The 24,408-nt window shown below is 60.7% G+C and carries 14 protein-coding genes; 9 read left to right on the forward strand and 5 right to left on the reverse strand.

The features are described 5' to 3' along the window. Window positions 1-203: 203 nt before the first annotated feature. A complete protein-coding gene (gene glnE / locus BFQ03_RS09040) occupies window positions 204-3,143 on the reverse strand; it encodes a bifunctional [glutamate--ammonia ligase]-adenylyl-L-tyrosine phosphorylase/[glutamate--ammonia-ligase] adenylyltransferase (protein ID WP_032862118.1) in 2,940 nt (979 codons plus the stop codon). A 383-nt stretch (window positions 3,144-3,526) separates the two neighbouring features. Here glnE and aceE point away from each other — a divergent pair, with 383 nt between their 5' ends. The 4 genes from aceE (at window position 3,527) to msrA (ending at window position 11,645) form a co-directional block, all read left to right on the forward strand. Next, entirely contained in the window at window positions 3,527-6,172 is a 2,646-nt protein-coding gene (gene aceE / locus BFQ03_RS09045; protein WP_032862120.1) for a pyruvate dehydrogenase (acetyl-transferring), homodimeric type, read from the forward strand. 11 nt (window positions 6,173-6,183) lie between these two features. Beyond that, entirely contained in the window at window positions 6,184-7,827 is a 1,644-nt protein-coding gene (gene aceF, locus BFQ03_RS09050; RefSeq protein WP_065942900.1) for a dihydrolipoyllysine-residue acetyltransferase, read from the forward strand. Window positions 7,828-8,239: 412 nt separating this feature from the next. After that, window positions 8,240-10,930: a putative bifunctional diguanylate cyclase/phosphodiesterase gene (locus BFQ03_RS09055; protein WP_032862123.1), complete on the forward strand. Its 2,691-nt coding sequence runs from the start codon at window positions 8,240-8,242 to the stop codon at window positions 10,928-10,930. Window positions 10,931-10,997: 67 nt separating this feature from the next. Next, window positions 10,998-11,645: a peptide-methionine (S)-S-oxide reductase MsrA gene (gene msrA / locus BFQ03_RS09060; protein ID WP_032862125.1), complete on the forward strand. Its 648-nt coding sequence runs from the start codon at window positions 10,998-11,000 to the stop codon at window positions 11,643-11,645. Between the two features lie 74 nt (window positions 11,646-11,719). On the opposite strand, the gene rlmJ is transcribed toward msrA, so the two are convergent. Beyond that, window positions 11,720-12,556, reverse strand: a complete 837-nt coding sequence (gene rlmJ, locus BFQ03_RS09065) for a 23S rRNA (adenine(2030)-N(6))-methyltransferase RlmJ (protein ID WP_032862126.1) — start codon at window positions 12,554-12,556, stop codon at window positions 11,720-11,722. A gap of 179 nt (window positions 12,557-12,735) precedes the next feature. Between rlmJ and BFQ03_RS09070 the strand changes: the two genes are divergently transcribed. Continuing rightward, the gene (locus BFQ03_RS09070) at window positions 12,736-13,476 is read left to right on the forward strand and encodes a hypothetical protein (protein WP_223232731.1); all 741 of its coding nucleotides are present in this window, start codon (window positions 12,736-12,738) and stop codon (window positions 13,474-13,476) included. Continuing rightward, window positions 13,466-13,840: a hypothetical protein gene (locus tag BFQ03_RS09075; RefSeq protein WP_032862129.1), complete on the forward strand. Its 375-nt coding sequence runs from the start codon at window positions 13,466-13,468 to the stop codon at window positions 13,838-13,840. Before BFQ03_RS09070 ends, BFQ03_RS09075 begins: the two co-directional genes overlap by 11 nt. Before the next feature lie 82 nt (window positions 13,841-13,922). On the opposite strand, the gene putP is transcribed toward BFQ03_RS09075, so the two are convergent. After that, entirely contained in the window at window positions 13,923-15,407 is a 1,485-nt protein-coding gene (gene putP / locus BFQ03_RS09080) for a sodium/proline symporter PutP (RefSeq protein ID WP_032862131.1), read from the reverse strand. Between the two features lie 459 nt (window positions 15,408-15,866). Between putP and putA the strand changes: the two genes are divergently transcribed. Both putA and BFQ03_RS09090 read left to right on the forward strand, forming a co-directional pair. Then, complete coding sequence (gene putA / locus BFQ03_RS09085) at window positions 15,867-19,820, forward strand: trifunctional transcriptional regulator/proline dehydrogenase/L-glutamate gamma-semialdehyde dehydrogenase (protein WP_065942901.1); 3,954 nt, start codon at window positions 15,867-15,869, stop codon at window positions 19,818-19,820. Window positions 19,821-20,006: 186 nt separating this feature from the next. After that, window positions 20,007-21,809: an acyl-CoA dehydrogenase gene (locus BFQ03_RS09090; RefSeq protein ID WP_065942902.1), complete on the forward strand. Its 1,803-nt coding sequence runs from the start codon at window positions 20,007-20,009 to the stop codon at window positions 21,807-21,809. Here the strand turns inward: BFQ03_RS09090 and BFQ03_RS09095 are convergent, their stop codons facing one another. Together BFQ03_RS09095 and BFQ03_RS09100 are read right to left on the reverse strand one after the other, a co-directional pair. Then, window positions 21,810-22,103, reverse strand: coding sequence for a cell division protein ZapA (locus tag BFQ03_RS09095; RefSeq protein ID WP_032862135.1), 294 nt, complete (start codon window positions 22,101-22,103; stop codon window positions 21,810-21,812). After that, a complete protein-coding gene (locus BFQ03_RS09100; RefSeq protein WP_032862136.1) occupies window positions 22,100-22,330 on the reverse strand; it encodes a hypothetical protein in 231 nt (76 codons plus the stop codon). The genes BFQ03_RS09095 and BFQ03_RS09100 overlap by 4 nt, the downstream gene beginning before the upstream one ends. Before the next feature lie 275 nt (window positions 22,331-22,605). Here BFQ03_RS09100 and BFQ03_RS09105 point away from each other — a divergent pair, with 275 nt between their 5' ends. Next, window positions 22,606-24,231, forward strand: coding sequence for a methyl-accepting chemotaxis protein (locus BFQ03_RS09105; RefSeq protein ID WP_065942903.1), 1,626 nt, complete (start codon window positions 22,606-22,608; stop codon window positions 24,229-24,231). Window positions 24,232-24,408 lie beyond the last annotated feature (177 nt).

Below are 24,408 nucleotides of genomic sequence, written 5' to 3' on the forward strand. Positions count from 1 at the left end.
GATTCGGGGAGGCTCATGCCTCCCCGCCTCGATATAACTGTAAGACCGTACTCATGTGAGTGCAGGCTTGTGTGGGAGCGGGCTTGCTCGCGATAGCATCGCCGCGGCCTGACTGACAGACCACAGCGCCTGCATCGCGAGCAAGCCCGCTCCCACATAAGTCCTGCTCCCACATCAGCATCGTGTCGCTGTGTTGATCTGGTTCAGTTTAGCCCCAGCTCATGCCAGATCCGTTTCACCTGGCGCCGTTCGTCAGCAAACTGATCCCCGGCAACCACCCCTGCCTCGTTCTGCAAGGCCTGGCGATGGGCCGCCGAGCGATAAGCCTTATACACCTCACGCAACAGGTGGGCATCGGCGGCGGGCATCAGCCCGACCTGCTCCAGGCCTTCCAGGATGCGGATGTTATCGGTATAGCGCAGCAACGATGGATGTTGCGCAGACCACGCCAAAGCGGCGTATTGCACCATAAATTCAATATCGACGATACCTCCGGCATCCTGCTTGAGATCGAACACCGCCGTGGGCTCGAAGGCATTCGCAGCTGTGCCGGCCCCGGTCGACTTGGTGCCCAGGTTGTCGCGCATCTTGGCGCGCATCTCGCTGACCTCCTGGCGCAGCTTCGCCAGGTCCTGCGTGCGCCCCAGCACCTGCGCCCGCACGGCCTCAAACGCCCGGCCCACGTCCTGGCTGCCAACCAACACCCGTGCCCGCACCAGGGCCTGGTGCTCCCAGGTCCAGGCCTCGTTTTCCTGATAACGGGCAAAGGCCCCCAGGGAGCTGACCAGCAGCCCGGATGCGCCAGAAGGTCGCAGGCGCATATCCACTTCGTACAGCTGCCCGGAGTTGGTCTGGGTGGTCAACAGGTGAATGATCCGCTGGCCCAGCCGGGTAAAGAACTGCGCACCGTCGATCGGCTTGGCGCCGTCGGTTTCGGCTTGCGGATCACCGTCATGGATAAACACCAGGTCCAGGTCCGAACCATGGCCCAGCTCGATACCACCAACCTTGCCATAACCGACAATGATGAAGCCCGGATCGCACAAGGTCCCGTCCAACCGCTGCGGCGAACCATGGCGGGCGACGGTCTGGCGCCAGGCCAGGGCCAGCACTTGCTCAAGAATCGCCTCGGCGAGCCAGGTCAGGTAATCGCTGACTTTCATCAATGGCAGGCTGCCGGCGATTTCCGACGCCGCGACCCGCAGGCGGTGCGCCAACTTGAAGTGGCGCAAGGCCTCCATCTGCTGCTCAAGATCATCCTCAGGGATACGCGTCAGGCGCTCGCGCAATTCGGCAGCCAACTCCGGCGCCAACGGCGGCTTGAACAGGCGGCCTTCGTTAAGCAATTCGTCCAGCAGCAACGGGAAGCGGGTGATCTGCTCGGCAATCCACGGGCTGGCGGCGCATAGGGTCAACAGCCGACGCAGGGCGTCAGGGTTTTCCGTCAACAGCACCAGATACGCAGAACGTCGGGCAACGGCTTCTACCAGCGGCAGTACGCGCTCCAGCACCAGGTCCGGGTTGGCGTGCTCGACCGCCTGGGCCAGCAGGCGCGGGATGAATGCGTCCAGACGCTCACGCCCCAGGCGCTGCATCGCCCGCAGTTGCGGGCTGCTGCGCAGGCCGGCCAAGGCTTTCAGGGCCTTGGGCGCGTCGGCAAAGCCGCCTTCAGCCAATTGGCGACAGGCAGCCTCTTCATTTTGGGATTCTTCCCACAGGGGCAACCACTCACCGCCCACCACCAATTCGCTTTCTGCACCGTCCTCTTCGTCCGGATCGGCAATCACCTGGCGGAAATGCCAGTCCACCCGGCCACGCCAGTACATCAATTGCTCATGGAACGCGGTCCAATTGGCAAAACCCAGCATGAACGCAATACGCGCCTGGTCTTCATCATTGTTGGGCAGCATCTGTGTCTGACGGTCGGCGATGGCCTGGATCGCATGTTCGGTGTAGCGCAGGAACTCATAGCCACTGCGCAACTCGGCAATCACCGCCGGCGGCAGGTAGCCCTGGCCTTCCAGGGTGCCCAGCACCTTCAACAATGGCCGTTGTTGCAGGCTCAGGTCACGACCACCGTGGATCAACTGGAACGCCTGGGCGATAAACTCCACCTCGCGGATGCCGCCAGCGCCCAGCTTGATATTCTCGGCCATGCCCTTGCGCCGCACTTCCTGCTGGATCAACTGCTTCATGGTGCGCAGCGCTTCGATGGCGGAAAAATCCAGGTAGCGCCGATAGACGAACGGGCGCAACAGATCGAGCAACTGCGCGCCGGCCTGTTGATCGCCGGCCACCACCCGCGCCTTGATCATCGCGTAGCGTTCCCAGTCGCGGCCCTGATCCTGGTAGTACTGCTCCAATGCATTGAAACTGAGCACCAGCGCCCCGGCCGAACCATAGGGCCGCAGGCGCATGTCGACACGGAACACAAAGCCGTCGACGGTCATCGGGTCCAGGGCCTTGATCAGTTTCTGGCCCAGGCGGATAAAGAACTCCTGGTTATCCAGGGCACGCTTGGCGCCCACGGTCTCGCCGCCCTCGGGGTAGGCGAAGATCAGGTCGATGTCCGACGACAGGTTCAACTCCACCGCGCCCAGCTTGCCCATGCCGAGGATGACCATCTGCTGCGGCTCGCCGCTGCGCCCGCCGGTGGGGATGCCGAATTGCGCGCAGTGGCGCTGGTACAACCACTGGTACGCCTGGTCGATGCTGGCGTCGGCCATGTCCGACAGGTCACGGCAGGTCTGCACCAGGTCCGCCTGTCGGGTCAGGTCGCGCCAAATAATCCGCACTTGCTGGCGAGTGCGTTGGCGACGCAGCACGCGGCCCAGTTCTTCTTCTGTTTCAGCCTGCTGCACCGCTGCGGCAATCTGCCCGCACAGTTCATCGGGCGCAAAGCCGCGATCCAGCTCGCCCTTGGCCACCAGTTCGAGCAACATCAAAGGGTCACGAACACTCTGTTCAATGACGAAATCACTGGCAGCGCATACCCGGGAAAAGTCAGCCCAGCGTTGCGGCGTCCACGCGGACAGGCCATGATCGGCCTCCAGCATGGCCACCGCGTCACGAAATGACTGCTCGGCCCTGCTCGCAAATGGCAACAGAATGGCTGGGAGTTCAACCAGCATTGGAAGGCTCATGGTCTATCCTTGATCGGCGCGCAAATGGCTTGTGGCTGTGAACGCAAGAACCGCGCGCGATGAAGGACTGTCGAACAAAAGTTAGAAATAGCTGAAAAAACATTAATTTTGGCAGGCAACATTAAACTTCTACCTTTTCTCGTTCGCAAAAGATCAACAATAACGATTATGCTCACCAGCCAGACCGAGCCATACGCTCAGTCTTGTGTAGTTTTACTACTCGTATATACATTCGAAAGGCTGAAATGGCCGACGATTTGTAGTAAAACTACAGGACGCCGAAGCAACCTTCGGCCATCCAAGAATTTATGTCGTCTGCCCACAAGGCCAGTCGCAAACTTCAGGCAACCGATTCTGGTAGCCTTTCCGCCCTGGAGCAAGCCATGCAAGACCTCGATCCCGTCGAAACCCAGGAATGGCTGGACGCCCTGGAATCGGTTCTCGATAAAGAAGGCGAAGACCGTGCTCACTACCTGATGACCCGTATGGGCGAACTCGCGACCCGCAGCGGCTCGCAACTGCCCTACGCCATCACCACGCCATACCGCAACACCATCCCTGTTACCCACGAAGCACGCATGCCTGGCGACCTGTTCATGGAACGCCGCATTCGCTCGCTGGTACGCTGGAACGCGATGGCGATGGTTATGCGCACGAACTTGAAAGATTCTGACCTGGGCGGTCACATCTCCAGCTTCGCTTCCAGCGCAACCCTGTATGACATCGGCTTCAACTACTTCTTCCAGGCCCCGACCGACGAACACGGCGGCGACCTGATCTACTTCCAGGGTCACACCTCGCCAGGCGTCTACGCCCGTGCGTTCATGGAAGGTCGCATCACCGAAGACCAGATGAACAACTTCCGCCAGGAAGTCGACGGTGGCGGCCTGTCGTCCTACCCGCACCCTTGGCTGATGCCTGACTTCTGGCAGTTCCCGACCGTTTCCATGGGTCTGGGCCCGATCCAGGCGATCTACCAGGCACGTTTCATGAAGTACCTGGAAGCCCGTGGCTTCATCCCCGAAGGCAAGCAGAAGGTCTGGTGCTTCCTGGGCGACGGCGAGTGCGACGAGCCGGAATCCCTGGGCGCAATCTCCCTGGCCGGCCGCGAGAAGCTGGACAACCTGATCTTCGTCATCAACTGCAACCTGCAGCGCCTCGACGGCCCGGTTCGCGGCAACGGCAAGATCATCCAGGAACTCGAAGGCGTGTTCCGCGGTGCTCAGTGGAACGTGACCAAAGTCATCTGGGGCCGTTTCTGGGACCCACTGCTGGCCAAGGACGTCGACGGCATCCTGCAACGTCGCATGGACGAAGTCATCGACGGCGAATACCAGAACTACAAGGCCAAAGACGGCGCGTTCGTACGTGAACACTTCTTCAACACGCCAGAACTCAAGGCGATGGTTGCAGACCTGTCCGACGACGAGATCTGGAAACTCAACCGTGGCGGCCACGACCCGTACAAGGTCTACGCGGCGTACCACGAAGCGGTCAACCACAAAGAACAACCTACCGTCATCCTGGCCAAGACCATCAAGGGTTATGGCACCGGTGCCGGCGAAGCGAAGAACACCGCGCACAACACCAAGAAAGTCGATGTCGACAGCCTGAAGTTGTTCCGTGACCGCTTCGACATCCCGGTCAAGGATGAAGAACTGGAAAACCTGCCGTTCTTCAAGCCGGAGCCAAACAGCGCCGAAGCCCGCTACCTCAGCGAACGTCGCACTGCCCTGGGCGGTTTCGTGCCACAACGCCGCGCACAGAGCTTCGGTGTGCCGACACCAGACCTCAGCACCCTCAAGGCTATCCTTGACGGTTCGGGCGACCGTGAAATCTCCACCACCATGGCCTTCGTGCGGATCCTCGCGCAACTGGTCAAGGACAAGGAAATCGGCCCGCGCATCGTCCCGATCATCCCGGACGAAGCCCGTACCTTCGGTATGGAAGGCATGTTCCGTCAGTTGGGCATCTACTCCTCCGTCGGCCAGCTCTACGAGCCAGTCGATAAAGACCAGGTGATGTTCTACAAAGAAGACAAGAAGGGCCAGATCCTCGAAGAAGGCATCAACGAAGCGGGCGCCATGAGCTCCTTCATCGCTGCCGGTACTTCGTACTCCAGCCACAACCAGCCGATGCTGCCGTTCTACATCTTCTACTCGATGTTCGGCTTCCAGCGCATTGGCGACCTGGCCTGGGCTGCCGGCGACAGCCGTACCCGTGGCTTCCTGATCGGCGGTACTGCCGGGCGGACCACGCTGAACGGCGAAGGCCTGCAACACGAAGACGGTCACAGCCACATCCTGGCTGCCACCATCCCGAACTGCCGCACCTTTGATCCAACCTACGGCTACGAGCTGGCGGTGATCATCCAGGACGGCATGAAGAAGATGACCGAAGAGCAGCAGGACGTTTTCTACTACATCACCGTGATGAACGAGTCCTACCAGCAGCCAGCCATGCCGGCCGGTGTTGAAGAAGGCATCATCAAGGGCATGTACCTGCTCGAAGAAGACACCAAGGAAGCGGCACACCACGTACAGCTGATGGGCTCCGGCACCATCCTGCGCGAAGTGCGTGAAGCGGCGAAGATCCTGCGTGAAGAGTTCAACGTCGGCGCTGACGTGTGGAGCGTGACCAGCTTCAACGAACTGCGTCGCGACGGCCTGGCCGTAGAGCGCAGCAACCGCCTGCACCCTGGCCAGAAGCCAGCCAAGAGCTATGTCGAAGAGTGCCTGGCCGGCCGTAAAGGTCCAGTCATTGCCTCTACCGACTACATGAAACTGTTTGCTGAACAAATTCGCCAGTGGGTCCCGTCCAAGGAATTCAAAGTCCTGGGCACCGACGGTTTCGGCCGCAGTGACAGCCGCAAGAAGCTGCGTCACTTCTTCGAAGTCGACCGTCACTTCGTGGTGTTGGCAGCCCTGGAAGCCTTGGCTGACCGTGGTGAGATCGAACCCAAGGTGGTGGCGGATGCCATCGTCAAGTTCGGGATCAACCCGGAAAAACGCAACCCACTGGACTGCTGAGGAGACTATCTGTGAGCGAGCTCATTCGCGTACCTGACATCGGCAGCGGTGAAGGTGAAGTAATTGAACTGTTTGTGAAGGTCGGCGACAAAGTCGAAGCCGACCAGAGCATCCTGACCCTGGAGTCGGACAAGGCGAGCATGGAAATCCCTGCTCCCAAGGCCGGCGTGGTCAAAAGCCTGAAAGTGAAGCTGGGCGACCGCTTGAAAGAAGGCGACGAACTGCTTGAGCTGGAAATCGAAGGTGCCGCTGATGCGGCCCCTGCGGCGGCCGCTCCTGCTGCTGCCCCGGCTCCCGCTGAAAAGCCTGCCGCTGCTGCCGAGGCCCCAGCGGCCCCGGCTGCTGCACCTGCCGCCGCTGCTACCGTCCAGGACATTCACGTTCCGGACATCGGCTCGTCGGGCAAGGCCAAGATCATCGAGCTGCTGGTTAAAGTCGGCGACACCGTCGAAGCCGACCAGTCGCTGATCACCCTGGAGTCCGACAAGGCCTCCATGGAAATCCCATCGCCGGCTGCCGGCGTGGTGGAAAGCATTGCCGTGAAGCTGGAAGACGAAGTCGGCACTGGTGACTTCATCCTCAAGCTGAAAGTAGCGGGCGCTGCGGCTCCTGCTGCTGCCGCTCCAGCCGCCGCTGCTCCGGCCGCCAAGGCTGAAGCTGCACCTGCTGCTGCCCCGGCGCCTGCGGCAAAAGCCGAGGCCGCTCCGGCCCCGGCTGCTGCCCCAGCACCAAGCGGTGCCAAGACCCATGCCGGTCCTGCTGTGCGCCAACTGGCCCGTGAGTTCGGCGTCGAGTTGAGCGCAGTCAGCCCAACCGGTCCGCACGGTCGTGTGCTCAAGGAAGACGTACAGGTTTACGTCAAATCCATGATGCAAAAAGCCAAGGAAGCTCCGGCTGCCGGCGCTGCTACCGGTGGCTCGGGCATTCCGCCAATCCGCACCGTGGACTTCAGCCGCTTCGGCGAAATCGAAGAAGTGCCGATGACCCGCCTGATGCAAATCGGCGCAGCCGGTCTGCACGCCAGCTGGCTGAACATTCCGCACGTGACTCAGTTCGACCAGGCCGACATCACCGACCTGGAAGCTTTCCGCGTTGCGCAGAAAGCCGTGGCCGAGAAGGCCGGCGTGAAACTGACTGTACTGCCACTGCTGCTCAAGGCCTGCGCGCACCTGCTCAAGGAACTGCCGGACTTCAACAGTTCGCTGGCACCCAGCGGCAAAGCGATCATTCGCAAGAAGTACGTGCACATCGGTTTTGCGGTCGACACCCCGGATGGCCTGCTGGTACCGGTCATCAAGAACGTCGACCAGAAGAGCCTGCTGCAGCTGGCTGGCGAAGCGGCTGCACTGGCTGCCAAGGCCCGTGACAAGAAGCTGACTCCGGACGACATGCAAGGTGCCTGCTTCACCATCTCCAGCCTCGGGCACATTGGCGGCACTGGCTTCACGCCAATCGTCAACGCGCCGGAAGTGGCGATCCTCGGTGTCTCCAAGGCCACCATCCAGCCTGTGTGGGACGGCAAGGCCTTCCAGCCGAAGCTGATGCTGCCGCTGTCGTTGTCCTACGATCACCGTGTGATCAATGGCGCGGCCGCTGCACGTTTCACCCAGCGCCTGAGCCAGTTGCTGAACGACATCCGCACGATCCTGCTGTAACCCAACGGGCCTCCCCTTCACCGGGGAGGCCTGGCTGCACCGATTTCCGAGCGCCACGCTCGTACCTCAACCCCGCCAATTTGGCGGGGCTTTTTTTGCCCACCTGAATTGCCCATGCCCTTCTGTAGGAGCGAGCTTGCTCGCGAAAAAACTCAAGGACGCCACGCTCATTCAGGTTAGGCGCGTTATCGTTAACGATTTTCGCGAGCAAGCTCGCGCCTACAAAGGGCATGCAGGATAACCGTCCATCATTGCGACTGTAGAAAACCGCTGCGCGGCCGATAACCCACTTATAGCACTTAGCCTTCATCCTCACTTGTCAGTCCGTGCTGCATGATGCAACCTTGCCGCAGACAACAGTAAAGAGGGCGATAGCCCGGCGCGATGCGCATTTTTCCAAGCGAGTTTCCCCATGAAAAGCCAACCCGATGTCGCCCGAACGGCGGCCGAGGTCGTGACGCAATTACCGGTGCCTTCGCGCCTCGGTATGCTGCGTTTCGAGCGGCTGAATGAGGCAAGCTGGGCGCTGCTGTACCTCGACCCCAATTGTGAACGCCAATTCGGCCTGCCCGCGGTAGAGCTGTGCTCGCTGGTCGGCTCGCCCTACGCCAGCCTGATGGAGCCCCAGGCGCGCTACCAACTGCACGATGCGATCCAGCAGCAACTGACCCTCAGCCCCCATTACCTGGTGCGCTACACCCTGCACACCAACGACGGCCCGCTGAGCCTGCTGGAGGTGGGTGAGGCCTACAAGCAGCACAATCGCCATCTGCTGCGCGGCTACCTGATGGTGGTGGACGGTTTGTTCAGTAACCTGACACCTGTGCCCGCCGCCGACCTGGAAGACCAGAACAGTCGCCTGCAGATCGCCCTGGAGCTCAACCAGCGCGCGCAGCAGGAGCAGTTGCAGCACCTGGAACGGGTGCGTGCCCAACAGGAACTGATCCTGCTGCTGGCCCGCCAGCGCTACAGCACCAACAACTCCCTGCAAGAAGCCGCCGAACTGATCACCCGCAGCGCCTGTGACATCTACCAGATCGACTGTGCCAGCATCTGGAACCTGGAAGGTCAGCAACTGGTGCCGATTTCGGCCTTTAATCGCGCCGACCAACAGCACCATCTGCCATTGTCGATTGATGCCAGCGGCTTCCCGGATTATCTGGAAGCCCTGCACAGCAGCCGTGCCATCGATGCCAGCAATGCCATGCGCGACCCGCGCACCCGGGAAATGGTCGAAACCCTGCGCCCCATGGACGTCCACGCGATGCTCGATGCCAGCATCCGCATCGACGGCCAGGTAGTGGGCGTGCTGTGCCTGGAGCAAAGCACCGGCACCCGGGATTGGCTATCTGATGAGATAGCCTTTGCCGGCGAGTTGGCCGACCAGTTCGCCCAGGTCATCAACAACCATAACCGCCGCGCCGCCACCAGCGCCCTGCACCTGTTCCAGCGCGCCGTGGAGCAAAGTGCCAATGCCTTCCTGCTGGTCAATTGCGACGGCGTGGTGGAGTACGTCAACCCCAGCTTCACCGCGATCACCCAGTACAGCACCGAGGAAGTCCACGGTCATCGCCTGGCCCAGTTGCCGGCCCTGGAAAACCTCAGCGAACTGTTGTTCGACGCGCCCTCCAGCCTGGCCAAGAGCAACAGCTGGCAGGGCGAATTCAAGAGCCGGCGCAAAAACCTCGAACCGTACTGGGGCCAACTGTCGATTTCCAAGGTCTATGGCGACAATCGCGAACTGACCCACTACATCGGCATCTACGAAGACATCACCCAGACCAAACTGGCCCAGCAGCGTATCGAACGCCTGGCCTACACCGACAACCTGACCAACCTGGGCAACCGCCCGGCATTCATCCGCAACCTCGATGAACGCTTCGCCCGCGACAGCGACGCGCCCATCAGCCTGCTGCTGGTGGACATCGACAACTTCAAGCGGATCAATGACAGCCTCGGCCACCAGACCGGCGACAAGTTGCTGATCAGCCTGGCCCGGCGCCTGCGCAACAGTCTCAATGCCGGCGGTAGCCTGGCGCGCTTTGCCAGTAACGAATTTGCAGTGCTGCTCGACAACGCCGACCTTGAGGTCGGCCAGCAAATGGCCTGCCAACTGCTGATGACCCTCGATAAGCCGATGTTCGTCGACAACCAACTGATCAGTGTCACCGGCTCCGTGGGCCTGGCCTGCGCGCCGCTGCATGGCCGCGACCCGCAGACCCTGATGCGCAACGCCGGCCTGGCGCTGCACAAGGCCAAGGCTAACGGCAAACACCAGGTGCAGGTGTTTACCGAGGCCCTGAATGCCGAGGCCAGCTACAAACTGTTCGTGGAAAACAACCTGCGCCGCGCCCTGACCCAGAACGAGCTGGACGTGTTCTACCAACCCAAGCTGTGCCTGCGCAGCGGTCGCTTGTTGGGCATGGAAGCGCTGCTGCGCTGGAACCATCCGGAAAAGGGCATGATCCGTCCGGACCAGTTCATCAGCGTTGCCGAAGAGACCGGGCTGATCATCCCCATCGGCAAATGGATCGCGCGCCAGGCCTGCCGCATGAGCAAGCAGTTGAGCGCCGCCGGCATGGGCAACCTGCAGGTGGCGATCAACCTGTCGCCCAAGCAGTTTTCCGACCCGGACCTGGTGGCGTCCATCGCCAGTATCCTCAAGGAAGAGCAATTGCCCGCCAACCTGCTGGAGCTGGAACTGACCGAAGGCCTGCTGCTGGAAGCCACCGAGGACACGCGCCTGCAACTGGACCAGTTGAAGAGCTTTGGCCTGACCCTGGCCATGGATGATTTCGGCACCGGTTACTCATCCCTGAGTTACCTGAAGAAATTCCCCATCGACATCATCAAGATCGACCGCAGCTTTATCCATGAAATCCCGGATAACCAGGACGACATGGAAATCACCTCGGCGGTGATCGCCATGGCGCACAACCTCAAGCTTAAGGTGGTCGCCGAAGGCATCGAGACCGCCGAGCAACTGGCGTTCCTGCGCCGCCATCGATGCGACGTCGGCCAGGGCTACCTGTTCGACCGGCCAATCCCCGGCTCCGAGTTGCTGGACAAGCTCAAACGCTATCCACGCGGGCCAATCGCCTGACAGCGCTGTAACACTCGGGCACACTGGTGGTCTGAACTGTTAACTCAACCTGACGAGAGGACTGATCATGGTCTTGCGCTCGGAAATCCTGGTGAATAAAAACGTGCTGCCTACTGCCGAACAAGCTTTGCCTGGTCGTGAAACCCCGATGAGCCTGCCCGAGACGCACTTCGTCAACGGCAATCCGCTGCTGGGCCCGTTCATGGATGATGTGGGATTCGCGATCTTTGGCCTGGGGTGTTTCTGGGGCGCCGAACGCAAATTCTGGCAGCGCGACGGCGTGGTCAGCACCGTGGTCGGCTATGCCGGCGGCTTAACGCCAAACCCGACCTATGAAGAAGTCTGCTCGGGCCTGACCGGTCATAGCGAAGTGGTACTGGTGGTGTATGACCAGGCCAAACTCAAGTACGAAGACCTGCTGAAGATGTTCTGGGAACTGCACAACCCGACCCAGGGCATGCGCCAGGGCAACGACATCGGCAGCCAGTATCGCTCGGTGATCTATGCCACCACGCCAGAGCAACTGGACGCTGCGAATGCCAGCGCACAGGCCTATCAGCAAGAATTGACCAAGGCTGGGCTGGGCGAAATCACCACTGAAATCGACCAGGCGCCGACGGTGTACTTCGCCGAGGCCTATCACCAGCAGTACCTGGCGAAGAACCCGCAGGGTTACTGCGGTATCGGCGGTACTGGCGTGACCTGCCCGATCTAAAAGACAACCCAATCAAAATGTGGGAGCGGGCTTGCTCGCTCCCACATTTGTTCTGTGACCGCCTTTAGATCCGGTTACTCGGCAATCAGCCAATCCATCTGCCACCCACCCTGGGTCTGCCCCAGCTTCTTCGACAGCCACGGCAGCAGCTCACGCAACTCCTCCTCCAGCCCCCACGGCGGATTGGCAATCGCCAGGCCCGAGCCGGTGAGGGTGTTGGGCGTGTCCAGCGGATGCACCAGCAATTCCACGCGCAGCAGCTTTGGCGCGCCGGTACCTGCCAGGTCCTGATAGAAGCGACGCAACATGCGCTGGTCCTTCACCGGGTACCAGATCGCGGCGACCGTCTGGCGCATGCGGCCCACGGCCTCCTTGAGGGAGGCGGCGCAGCGCTGCATCTCGTCGAGTTGCTCGAACGGCGGGTCGATCAGCATCAACGCACGCTTTTCCGGCACCGGCAGCAAAGCCCGTGGCACATGCCAACCTTCGCCCAGATGCACCTTCACCCGGCGGTCGCCCTTCATGTTGTCCTTGAGCAGCACGCCGTCTTCCGGGTGTTTTTCATTGAGCAGCACGCGGTCCTGGGGACGAGTCAGGCGTCGCGCCAGCTCTGGCGAACCTGGGTAATAGCGCAACTGGCCATCCGGGTTCATCTCGTGCAGCACCTGCATGTAGTCAGCGGTCAGCGCCGGCAGGTCCGCCTCGCCCCACAGGCGGGCGATGCCCTCCAGGTATTCACCGGTGCGGTTGGCCTGGTCGCCTTGCAGGTCGTACAGACCAATCCCGGCGTGGGTGTCGAGATAGGCAAACGGCTGCTCCTTGCGCGACATCAGGGCGATGAGGCGGGTCAAGGTCAGGTGTTTGAAGACATCGGCGTGGTTGCCGGCGTGAAAGGCGTGACGATAATTCATGGTTGCTCCTGCGCAGGGGGCGAAGTTTACCTTCTACGCGGGCAAAGGTGCAGGGCTGCATGCCGGGCGGTGCTTTTTGTCGGACACCGGACTGGATTGAGTAGCCCATTTCCCAAAACCGTAAAAGCCCCCCGAATTCAGCCGCCACAAGCACGACAGACGTGAGTCGGGTCCTTAAATTGCTGCGTCATCACCATTCAAAGGAATGCCTGCATGACACGCAACCACCCTATTGTGAAATGCCTCCACACCGACAAAAACTGCTGGGCTTCGCTTCGCTGGGTATAGGTACGGCGGGCGACGCCTGGAGTCGCCATCTGCAAGGCATTGGCAAAACCCTTGAAGACATTGATGCCCTGCACAAACAGTCCCTGCGCCAGGGCGGGGGCACGGTGCGAGATGATTTCCTGGCCCGACGCCAAACCTTGTTTGCCAAGCTGGAGTCGCAGATGCGCGGGTTCGCCCGATATGGCACGGGTTTACGCAATGAGGGCTCGATCAAGAAAATGCTGGGGATATCCACCAGGAGTTACCTGCATACCGGGGAGATCACTCGGTATGCCGAAACCGTTGCGCGGATTTCAAAGACCGCGAAGCTGCTTAAGAACGGCACGCCACTGGGAATTGCGTTGAGTACGACCTCGACGGCGCTGCAAATTAAGGAGGCATGTTCTACTGGAAGAGAAGAGCAGTGCAGGATGGCAAAATATACCGAACTGGGAAAACTGGCCGGCGGGGTTGCTGGTGGCTCACTCGGTGGCGCTGCCGGATCGCTACTATGCCTCACCATTTTAGCCCCCACCACTGGCCCAGGAGCCTTGACTTGCCTGCTGATTGGCGCAGGGATTGGCGGCGCAGCAGGTGGGAGCCTCGGGGGTACGGGCGGCGAAAAGGCAGGATTACTTTTGTATGAATATTGATTATTTCTTGAATCTCCCTGCCAGCGCCCAGATCGTAATCGGCTCGCTAACGGCGGTAGTTATTACCAATATTCTCGGAGTGTTTTTGTGTTATCGAAAGCTTGAGGCTATGGAAGCTCACTTAAACAAGTGTCGACTCGTCAGCTTTCACGGCAGTTACTTCGGGAACTCACCGCGAGGAAGAATGATGAGGCTTTGCGCAGTGTATGCAGCCATTGCGCTGCCCAGGCTGAATGCGCGACGTGGTGTCGTTGACCTTCAGCAGGTACAGGCCTTTCCACGCGACATCAAGATTCTGCTTCACGGAACCGCCCTTCTGGGTGTGGCCGGTATGGCAGGGCTGATCATCACTTACTTCGATTAACTTTGGGCAAAAAAACGGCCCGTCATCCAAAGGATGCGGGCCGTTTTCAGTTCAGCGGGCCATCAAGGCTCGCATGAACGCCTCATTTATTGAGGTTGTAGTCTTTCTCGGCAGCAGTGAAGCGCTCAACCATACCGGCGGTAGGTGCGCCCATCTTGCTCACGAAGTAGATCGCCAGGCTGGCGAAGATAAAGCCTGGGATGATTTCGTACAGGCCCAGCAGTTCGAAGTGCTTCCACACGATCACGGTGATCGCGCCGACCAGGATACCGGCCAGTGCGCCGTTGCGGGTCATGCCTTTCCACAGTACCGAGATCAGCACCACTGGACCGAACGCGGCACCGAAGCCTGCCCAGGCGTAGCTCACCAGGCCCAGTACACGGTTTTCCGGGTTGGCAGCCATCGCGATGGCGATCAACGCAACCACCAGCACCATGATGCGGCCGACCCATACCAGCTCAAGCTGGGAAGCACCTTTGCGCAGGAAAGCCTTGTAGAAGTCTTCGGTCAGGGCGCTGGAGCACACCAGCAATTGGCAGCTCAGGGTGCTCATCACGGCAGCCAGGATGGCCGACAGCAGCACGCCCGCGATCCATGGGTTGAACAGCAGCTTGGCCAGCTCGATGAATACACGCTCAGGGTTTTCGGTCACGGGACCGGCGACTTCTGGGTGCGCCGAGAAGTAGGCAATACCGAAGAAGCCTACAGCCACGGTACCGGCCAGGCACAGGATCATCCAGGTCATGGAGATGCGACGCGCCTTGGCAATCGACTTCACCGAATCCGCCGCCATGAAACGCGCGAGGATGTGCGGCTGGCCGAAGTAGCCCAGGCCCCAGCCCATCAGCGAGATGATGCCGATGAAGGTGGTGTTTTTCAGCATGTCGAAGCTGGTTGGATCTTTCGCTTCAATGGCCAGGAACGTGGTGTCCACGCCGCCGGTGGCCAGCAGCACGATGATGGGCGTCAGGATCAACGCGAAGATCATCAGGGTGGCTTGTACGGTATCTGTCCAGCTCACTGCCAGGAAACCACCGATGAAGGTGTAGGCAATCGTCGCCGCAGCACCGGCCCACAGCGCCGTCTCGTAGGACATGCCGAAGGTGCTTTCGAACAGACGGGCACCGGCCACAATGCCGGAGGCGCAGTAGATGGTGAAGAACACCAGGATCACGACGGCCGAGATAATCCGCAGCAGGCCGCTTTTGTCTTCAAAGCGGCTGGAGAAGTAGTCCGGCAGGGTCAGGGCGTCGCCGTTGTGTTCGGTCTGCACGCGCAGGCGACCGGCCACAAACAGCCAGTTCAGGTAAGCACCGACAACCAGGCCGATGGCGATCCAGCTTTCCGACAGGCCCGACATGTAGATGGCACCTGGCAGGCCCATCAACAACCAGCCGCTCATATCCGAGGCGCCAGCCGAGAGTGCGGTGACGACGCTGCCGAGGCTGCGACCGCCTAGAATGTAATCGGAAAGGTTATTGGTGGAGCGATAGGCCATGAGACCAATCAACACCATTGCCGCGATGTAGATCACAAATGTGATCAGGGTTGGATTACTTACGCTCATTGAGTTACGCCCTGGCTTTGTTTTTATGTAGCGGCGGTCTGTCAGCCCACCTACAAGAGAGTAGCTTGTAGACGAAGCTGCATGCCGCGCATTTATGACTGACGTTTCCCCAGGAAAGCCATCAGCCGATGAACCGAACTTTGCAGATGGTTGCACCTTGGTGCGCGAATGCTATTCAACAAAGCAAATAAGGTGCAACCAGTTTCGTGAGAATTAGTTGCACCTAAGCGCGTTTTTCGGCAAACGGCGGTTTTTTGCTCCTTTTCGGAGCAAGAACAGCCAAATCCAGAAGCAAATGCACCAATATCAAGCAGATTCCGTCGAGTGAAATTGTTTTCTGACGAGCAGCGCGGGTTTCATGAAGAAAATGGGTTGCACCCGGTTGCACCTCGTTCAGCGCAAAGCTAATCTTGCCGCCAGCTGATGCCACGCAGTAGTGGCACCCATGAGGATAAAAATATGGCTACGACCACCCTTGGGGTCAAACTCGATGACCCAACCCGCGAACGCCTCAAGGCCGCCGCGACCTCCATTGATCGCACGCCGCACTGGCTGATCAAGCAGGCAATTTTCAATTACCTGGAGAAACTTGAGGGTGGTGCAACCCTGACCGAGCTCAACGGCTCGGGCATCAAGGACGCAGACGACGCCGGCGAGGTGCAGAACGATCACGCCCACCAGTGCTTCCTGGAATTCGCTGAAAGCATCCTCCCGCAATCGGTACTGCGCGCTTCGATCACTGCTGCTTACCGTCGCCCCGAGCCAGAAGTGGTGCCGATGCTGATCGAGCAGGCACGCCTGCCGGCCCCAATGGCCGAGGCCACCAACAAGCTGGCCGCCTCGATTGCCGAGAAACTGCGCAATCAGAAGAGCGCCGGCGGCCGTGCCGGGATTGTTCAGGGCCTGTTGCAGGAATTCTCCCTGTCGTCCCAGGAAGGCGTGGCACTGATGTGCCTGGCCGAAGCGCTGCTGCGCATCCCGGACAAGGGCACCCGTGACGCGCTGATCCGCGACAAGATCAGCACCGGCAACTGGCACCCACACTTGGGTAACAGCCCATCGCTGTTCGTCAACGCCGCCACCTGGGGCCTGTTGCTGACCGGTAAACTGGTGGCCACGCACAACGAGGCGGGTTTGACCTCGTCCCTGAGCCGCATCATCGGCAAAAGCGGCGAGCCGATGATCCGCAAGGGTGTCGACATGGCCATGCGCCTGATGGGCGAGCAGTTCGTCACCGGCGAAACCATCGCCGAAGCCCTGGCCAACGCGAGCAAGTTCGAAGCCAAGGGTTTCCGTTATTCCTACGACATGCTCGGTGAAGCCGCACTCACCGAACACGATGCGCAGAAATACCTGGCCTCGTACGAGCAAGCCATTCACTCCATCGGCAAAGCCTCCCATGGCCGTGGGATTTATGAAGGCCCGGGTATCTCCATCAAGCTGTCGGCCCTGCACCCTCGCTACAGCCGCGCCCAGTACGAGCGCGTGATGGACGAGCTGTACCCGCGTCTGCTGTCCCTGACCCTGCTGGCCAAGCAATACGACATCGGCCTGAACATCGACGCCGAAGAAGCCGACCGCCTGGAACTGTCCCTGGACCTGCTGGAGCGCCTGTGCTTCGAGCCTCAACTGACCGGCTGGAACGGCATCGGTTTCGTGATCCAGGCTTACCAGAAGCGTTGCCCGTACGTGATCGACTACGTGATCGACCTGGCACGCCGCAGCCGTCACCGCCTGATGATCCGCCTGGTAAAAGGCGCGTACTGGGACAGCGAAATCAAGCGCGCCCAGGTCGAAGGCCTGGAAGGCTATCCGGTCTATACCCGCAAGGTGTACACCGACGTTTCCTACATTGCCTGCGCACGCAAGCTGCTGTCGGTACCGGAAGTCATCTACCCGCAGTTCGCCACGCACAACGCCCACACCCTGTCGGCCATCTACCATATTGCCGGCCAGAACTATTACCCCGGCCAGTACGAGTTCCAGTGCCTGCACGGCATGGGTGAACCGCTGTACGAACAGGTTGTAGGCAAGGTTTCCGAAGGCAAGCTGAACCGTCCGTGCCGCGTGTACGCCCCGGTTGGCACCCACGAAACACTGTTGGCCTACCTCGTGCGTCGCCTGCTGGAAAACGGCGCCAACACTTCGTTCGTCAACCGTATCGCCGACCAATCCATCTCGATCCAGGAGCTGGTGGCCGATCCAGTGGCCAGCATCGAGCAGATGGCGACGCTGGAAGGCGGCTTCGGCCTGCCGCACCCGCGTATCCCGCTGCCGCGTGACCTGTATGGCAGCGAGCGTGCCAACTCGGCCGGTATCGACCTGGCCAACGAACACCGCCTGGCGTCACTGTCCTGCGCCTTGCTGGCCACCGCGCACAACCACTGGAAAGCTGCGCCGATGCTCGGTTGCGCGTCCAGCAATGAAGTTGCTGCGCCGGTACTGAACCCGTCCGACCTGCGTGATGTGGTCGGCCATGTCCAGGAAGCCACCGTCGAAGACGTCGACAACGCGATCCAGTGCGCCCTTAACGCCGCACCGATCTGGCAGGCTACCCCGCCGGCCGAACGCGCGGCGATCCTGGAACGCGCCGCTGACCTGATGGAAGGCGAGATCCAGCCATTGATGGGCCTGCTGGCCCGTGAAGCCGGCAAGACCTTCGCCAACGCCATCGCCGAAGTGCGTGAAGCCGTGGACTTCCTGCGTTACTACGCGGTGCAGGCCCGTAACGATTTCACCAACGACGCCCACCGCCCATTGGGCCCGGTGGTCTGCATCAGCCCGTGGAACTTCCCGCTGGCGATCTTCAGTGGCCAAGTCGCCGCTGCACTGGCCGCCGGTAACCCGGTGCTGGCCAAGCCGGCCGAACAAACCCCGCTGGTGGCCGCGCAGGCCGTGCGCCTGTTGCTGGAAGCCGGCATTCCGCAAGGCGTGCTGCAACTGCTGCCGGGCCAGGGCGAAAGCGTCGGTGCCCGACTGGTCGGTGATGAGCGCGTCAAAGGCGTGATGTTCACCGGTTCCACCGAAGTGGCGCGCCTGCTGCAACGCAACGTCGCCGGTCGCCTGGATGCCCAGGGCCGCCCGATTCCGCTGATCGCCGAAACCGGCGGCCAGAACGCAATGATCGTCGACTCCTCGGCCCTCACCGAGCAGGTGGTGATCGACGTCGTCTCCTCGGCCTTCGACAGTGCCGGTCAACGTTGCTCGGCCCTGCGTGTACTGTGCCTGCAGGAAGATTCGGCAGACCGCGTCATCGAAATGCTCAAGGGTGCCATGGCTGAATGCCGCCTGGGCAACCCGGAGCGCCTGTCCGTGGATATCGGCCCGGTGATCGACGCCGAAGCCAAGGCAGGCATCGAGAAGCACATCCAGGCCATGCGCGACAAAGGCCGCACCGTGTACCAGGTGGCGATTGCCGACAGCGAAGAAATCAAGCGCGGCACCTTCGTGATGCCAACCCTGATCGAGCTGGAAAGCTTCGACGAGCTGCAACGGGAGATCTTCGGCCCGGTGCTGCACGTGGTGCGCTACAAGCGTAAAGAGATCGACCAGTTGATCGGCCAGATCAATGCTTCTGGCTACGGCCTGACCCTGGGCGTGCACACCCGTATCGACGAGACCATCGCCAAGGTGATCGACAACGTCCATGCCGGTAACGTCTACGTCAACCGCAACATCGTCGGTGCCGTGGTCGGCGTGCAGCCATTCGGCGGCGAAGGCCTGTCGGGCACTGGCCCGAAAGCCGGTGGCCCGCTGTACCTGTACCGCTTGCTGTCGACGCGCCCTACCGATGCGATCGAGCAATCCTTCGTACGCGGTGATGCACTGGCCGCGCCGGATGTACGCCTGCGTGACGCCATGAGCCAACCGCTGACCGCCCTGAAAACCTGGGCCGACAGCAACAAGTTCAGCGACCTGAGCAGCCTGTGCAGCCAGTTCGCGGCGCAATCGCAGAGCGGCATCACCCGCCAACTGGCCGGCCCGACCGGCGAGCGCAACAGCTACGCCATCCTGCCCCGCGAGCACGTGCTGTGCCTGGCAGAGGTGGAAGGCGACCTGTTGTCGCAACTGGCGGCCGTACTGGCTGTGGGTAGCTCGGCAGTGTGGCCGGAATCCGACCTGACCAAGGCGCTGTTCCCACGGCTGCCGAAGGAAGTTCAGGCGAAGATCCAGCGTGTGGCCGACTGGACCAAGGACGAAGTGATCTTCGATGCGGTCCTGCACCACGGCGACAGCGACCAACTGCGTGGGGTTTGCCAGCAAGTGGCCCAGCGCAGTGGCGCGATTGTCGGGGTCAACGGCCTGTCTTCGGGCGAAACCAACATTGCGTTGGAGCGCCTGGTGATCGAGCGCGCGTTGAGCGTCAACACCGCTGCGGCCGGCGGTAATGCGAGCTTGATGACTATCGGCTGATCAATGCCAACGTGGGGCGCCTGCAATGGGCGCCCCACTGCATTGCATCAGTCGAAACCAGCTCCTACATTGACCGCGTCATACCTTTACGTTGTGTTTTGCTGCTCTATCACCCAGATCAATCTTGCTATCGCGCCTCTATTCCCAGACTTAGACTCCGACCTATTCCCTCATAGGTAAGCCGCCATGTCCGAGACGCTCCTCAGTTCCCGCAATCTGGCTTTCGAGCTGTACGAAGTCCTCGATGCCGAGGGCCTGACCCAGCGCGAGCGGTTTGCCGAGCACAACCGCGAAACCTTCGATGCTGCCATTGGCACCGCCCGCAACATCGCCGAAAAGTACTTCGCACCGCACAACCGCAAGGGTGACGAGAACGAGCCGCGCTATGAAAACGGTCAGGCCATCCTGATTCCAGAAGTGAAACCTGCCGTTGATGCCTTTCTCGAAGCCGGCTTCCTCAACGCTGCCCGCAGCTTCGAAGCAGGCGGCATGCAACTGCCAACCCTGCTGTCCCAAGCGTGTTTTGCGCACTTTCAGTCAGCCAATGCGGCCTCGACCTCGTACCCGTTCCTGACCATGGGCGCGGCCAATCTGATCGAGAGTTTTGGCAGCGCGGAACAGAAACAACGCTTCCTGCAACCGATGATCGAAGGCCGCTTCTTCGGCACCATGGCCCTGACCGAGCCCCATGCCGGTTCGTCGCTGTCGGATATCCGCACCCGCGCCGAGCCCGCGCCAGATGGCACCTACCGCCTCAAGGGCAACAAGATCTTCATCTCCGGCGGCGATCATCCGCTGTCGGAAAACATCGTGCACATGGTGCTGGCCAAGCTGCCGGATGCGCCCGCCGGGGTGAAGGGCATTTCGCTGTTTATCGTGCCCAAGTTCCTGGTCAACGATGATGGCAGTCTGGGCAAGCGCAACGATGTGTTGCTGGCCGGGCTGTTCCACAAGATGGGTTGGCGCGGCACCACCTCCACCGCACTGAATTTCGGCGATAACGGCGAGTGTGTCGGCTATCTGGTGGGCAAGCCGCACCAGGGCCTGGCCTGCATGTTCCAGATGATGAACGAGGCACGGATTGGCGTCGGCATGGGTGCGGTGATGCTCGGCTACGCCGGTTACCTGTATTCCCTGGACTACGCCCGGGAGCGCCCGCAAGGCCGACTGCCGGACAGCAAGGACCCGAACACCGCCCCGGTGTCGATCATCCAGCACGCCGATATCAAGCGCATGCTGCTCACGCAAAAAGCCTATGTGGAAGGCGCCTTCGACCTGGGCCTGTATACCGCGCGGCTGTTCGATGACACCACCACCCTGGACAGTGAGGCCGGACGCAAGCAGGCCCATGAGTTACTGGACCTGCTGACCCCCATCGTCAAGTCCTGGCCCTCGGAGTTCTGCCTGAAGGCCAACGAGCTGGCGATCCAGATTCTCGGCGGCCACGGTTACACCCGTGAATACCCGGTGGAGCAGTACTACCGCGACAACCGCCTGAACCCGATCCACGAAGGCACCCACGGCATCCAGTCCCTGGACCTGCTGGGGCGCAAGCTCGCACAAAACGGCGGTGCGGGCTTGAAGCAGTTGATCCGCCTGATCGCCGAGACCGGAGCCCGGGCCCAGCAATATGAGTCACTCACAGCATTGCGCGAGCCGTTGGAGCAACTGGTGGCACGCCTGCAAAGCGTGACCCTCGGGTTGTTGGCGGATCTCGCCCAGGGCAAGGTCAACAGCAGCCTGGCGAACTCGGCGCTGTACCTGAAAGTGTTTGGGCATACGGTGATTGGCTGGCGCTGGCTGGAACAGGCGATCCGCGCCGAAGAAGGGCTGGCCAAAGGCAATGCGGCGGATGTGGCCTTCTATAAAGGCAAGCTGCAAGCCGCCCGGTACTTCCTGACCTGGGAAATACCGGGGTGCCATCATGAACTGGCGATCCTGCAGGCACGGGACGATACGTGCCTGGCCATGCAGGACGAATGGTTCTGATCAGGGCTGGCCGATGGCCTTGGAAATCACCTCGACCGTGGCGCTGACTTGCTCTTGGTAACGGTCGAGTTCCTGCTGGTGACGCTGCTGCATCTCGATCTGCTCGGCACATAGGTTCAGCGCCGCCAGCACCAGCAGTTTGTCGCCGATCAAGGTCGGGTACTTCTGCTTGGTGGTGGCCAAGGATGCCTTGAGCAGGGTCACAGCCTTGAGCAGGGTGTTGTCTTCCCCGTCCGGGGCCTTGATCGAGTAATCCTCACCGAGAATCGAAACGACCTTTATCCCTTCATTCATGCGCTGACAGGACCTGCGCTCACACGCTCAACCAACGCCTGGATACGGGCTGCGGTGGCGCCCTGCTTTTCTTCCTGCTCCATCAGGTTCAGCTGCAAGCTGTCGTTTTCGTCCTTGGCACGGGCCAGTTCCGCCTTGAGGGATTCATTGGTGCCCAGCAGTTCCTGATTCTGCTGTACCAGGTCACTGACCAGTTGTTCCAGTTGGCTGAGGGATGTTTCTAACATTTTGAATTCTCGGGCTTTTTCAAAGGGCGGTGACGATAAAGAAAATTCACCGTGGAAGCCAGGGATATCCTGGCGCGCAGCCTTGATTGCACGGGGCAGGCCACGCTTGCGAGCCTTAGTGACTGCATTTACGCCATCTGGTTCCTGAATCCATTCCGATCCACCGAGGGTGCGACAAAAGCGCGCAGCCCCTCAAGACTTTAGTCGTACGTCCGATAGGTCATGCATACCCCGCCTCAACGCCGCACGGATCGCGCCTCTCCCAGGACCATTGCATGTCTCTTCGTAATATGAATATCGCGCCGCGCGCGTTTCTCGGCTTCGCGTGCATTGGTGCGCTGATGTTGTTTCTCGGTATTTTTGCCCTGAACCAGATGAGCAAGATCCGTGGCGCCACCGAAGACATCACCCTGCGCAGTGTGCCAAGCATTCGCGCCCTCGATGACTTCACCCAACTGACCCTGCGCCTGCGCGTGCTGTCCTACCGCTTGCTGACCAACCGCGAACCGGAGGTGCAACAAAAGACCCTGGAAGCCTTCGAACTGCGCAACCAGCAGATCCGCGAAGCCCAGACTGTCTACGAAAAGCTGATCGACAGCCGTGAGGAGCGTTCAGCCTACGACGATTACGTGCGCCTGTTGGGCCAGTACCGCCAGATTGAAGAGCGGATGAAGAGCCTGTCGCGCAACAACCAGACCGAAGAGCTGCGTACCTTGCTCAACACCGAACTGTTGAGCAACTCCGAGGCGGTCAACACGGTCCTGACGCGCCTGCTGGACATCAACAATTCGATGGCCAACGACAGCAACCAGAAAGCCGCCGATCAATATGATTCAGCCTTTGACCTGGTGGTTGCCTTGTTGGTGCTGGCCACGGCGCTGACAGTGCTGTTCGCCTGGCTGCTGACACGCAGCATCACCCTGCCCATCGCCCAGGCCCTGGACGCCGCCGAGAACATTGCCGAAGGCAACCTGACCCGGCCGATCAAGGTCGATGGCGACGACGAAGCCGGCCGCCTGTTGCGGGCAATGAATAAAATGCAGGAAAAATTGCGCGACACCCTGCAGCGTATTTCCGGCTCGGCCACCCAGCTCGCCTCGGCAGCGGAAGAACTGAACGCCGTCACCGACGAAAGCGCTCGCGGCCTGACCCAGCAGAACAACGAGATCGAACAGGCGGCCACTGCAGTCAACGAAATGACCAGCGCCGTCGAAGAAGTCGCGCGCAATGCCGTCAGCACCTCCGAAGCCTCGAAAAACGCCACCACCTCTGCCGGCGACGGGCGTGATCTGGTGCAGGAAACCGTCAGCGCCATCGAGCGCATGAGTGGTGACGTGCAAGGCACAGCCACCTTGATTGGCGCCCTGGCCGAAGAGTCCCGGGACATCGGCAAGGTGCTGGACGTGATTCGCGGCCTGGCCGACCAGACCAACCTGCTGGCCCTGAACGCCGCCATTGAAGCAGCCCGCGCAGGGGAAGCCGGCCGCGGCTTTGCCGTGGTTGCCGATGAAGTGCGGGCCCTGGCCCATCGCACCCAGCAGTCCACCAGCGAAATCGAGCGGATGATCGGCAGCATCCAGGCCGGCACCGAACAGGCAGTGGACTCGATGCGCAACAGCACCGAGCGTGCCGAATCGACGCTGAATATCGCCAAAGGCGCAGGAATATCCCTGGATACCATCAACAGCGCGATCGTCGAAATCAACGAGCGCAACCTGGTGATCGCCAGCGCAGCGGAAGAACAGGCGCAAGTGGCGCGGGAAGTGGACCGCAACCTGGTGAACATTCGCGACTTGTCGGTGCAATCGGCGACGGGTGCCAGCCAGACCAGTGCGGCCAGCAACGAGTTGTCGCGCCTGGCGGTGGATTTGAATGGGATGGTGGGGCGTTTTCGGCTCTGATTGAAATAATGAAGAATGGAGGGCATCAACCTCCATTCTCAGCCCGAAGCATTTCAAACGAGTTTGTATTTATATAAACCCCTCCTTCCAACCAACTCATCGCACGCCGAACTATTCAATAGCCCGCCAAGTACTTTCCCCCCAAGAAAACCCACTATAAAAATAATATCAAAAACG

It is taken from the genome of Pseudomonas sp. 25 R 14 (genome assembly GCF_900004755.1).
In the GTDB taxonomy this organism is placed as follows: domain Bacteria; phylum Pseudomonadota; class Gammaproteobacteria; order Pseudomonadales; family Pseudomonadaceae; genus Aquipseudomonas; species Aquipseudomonas brenneri.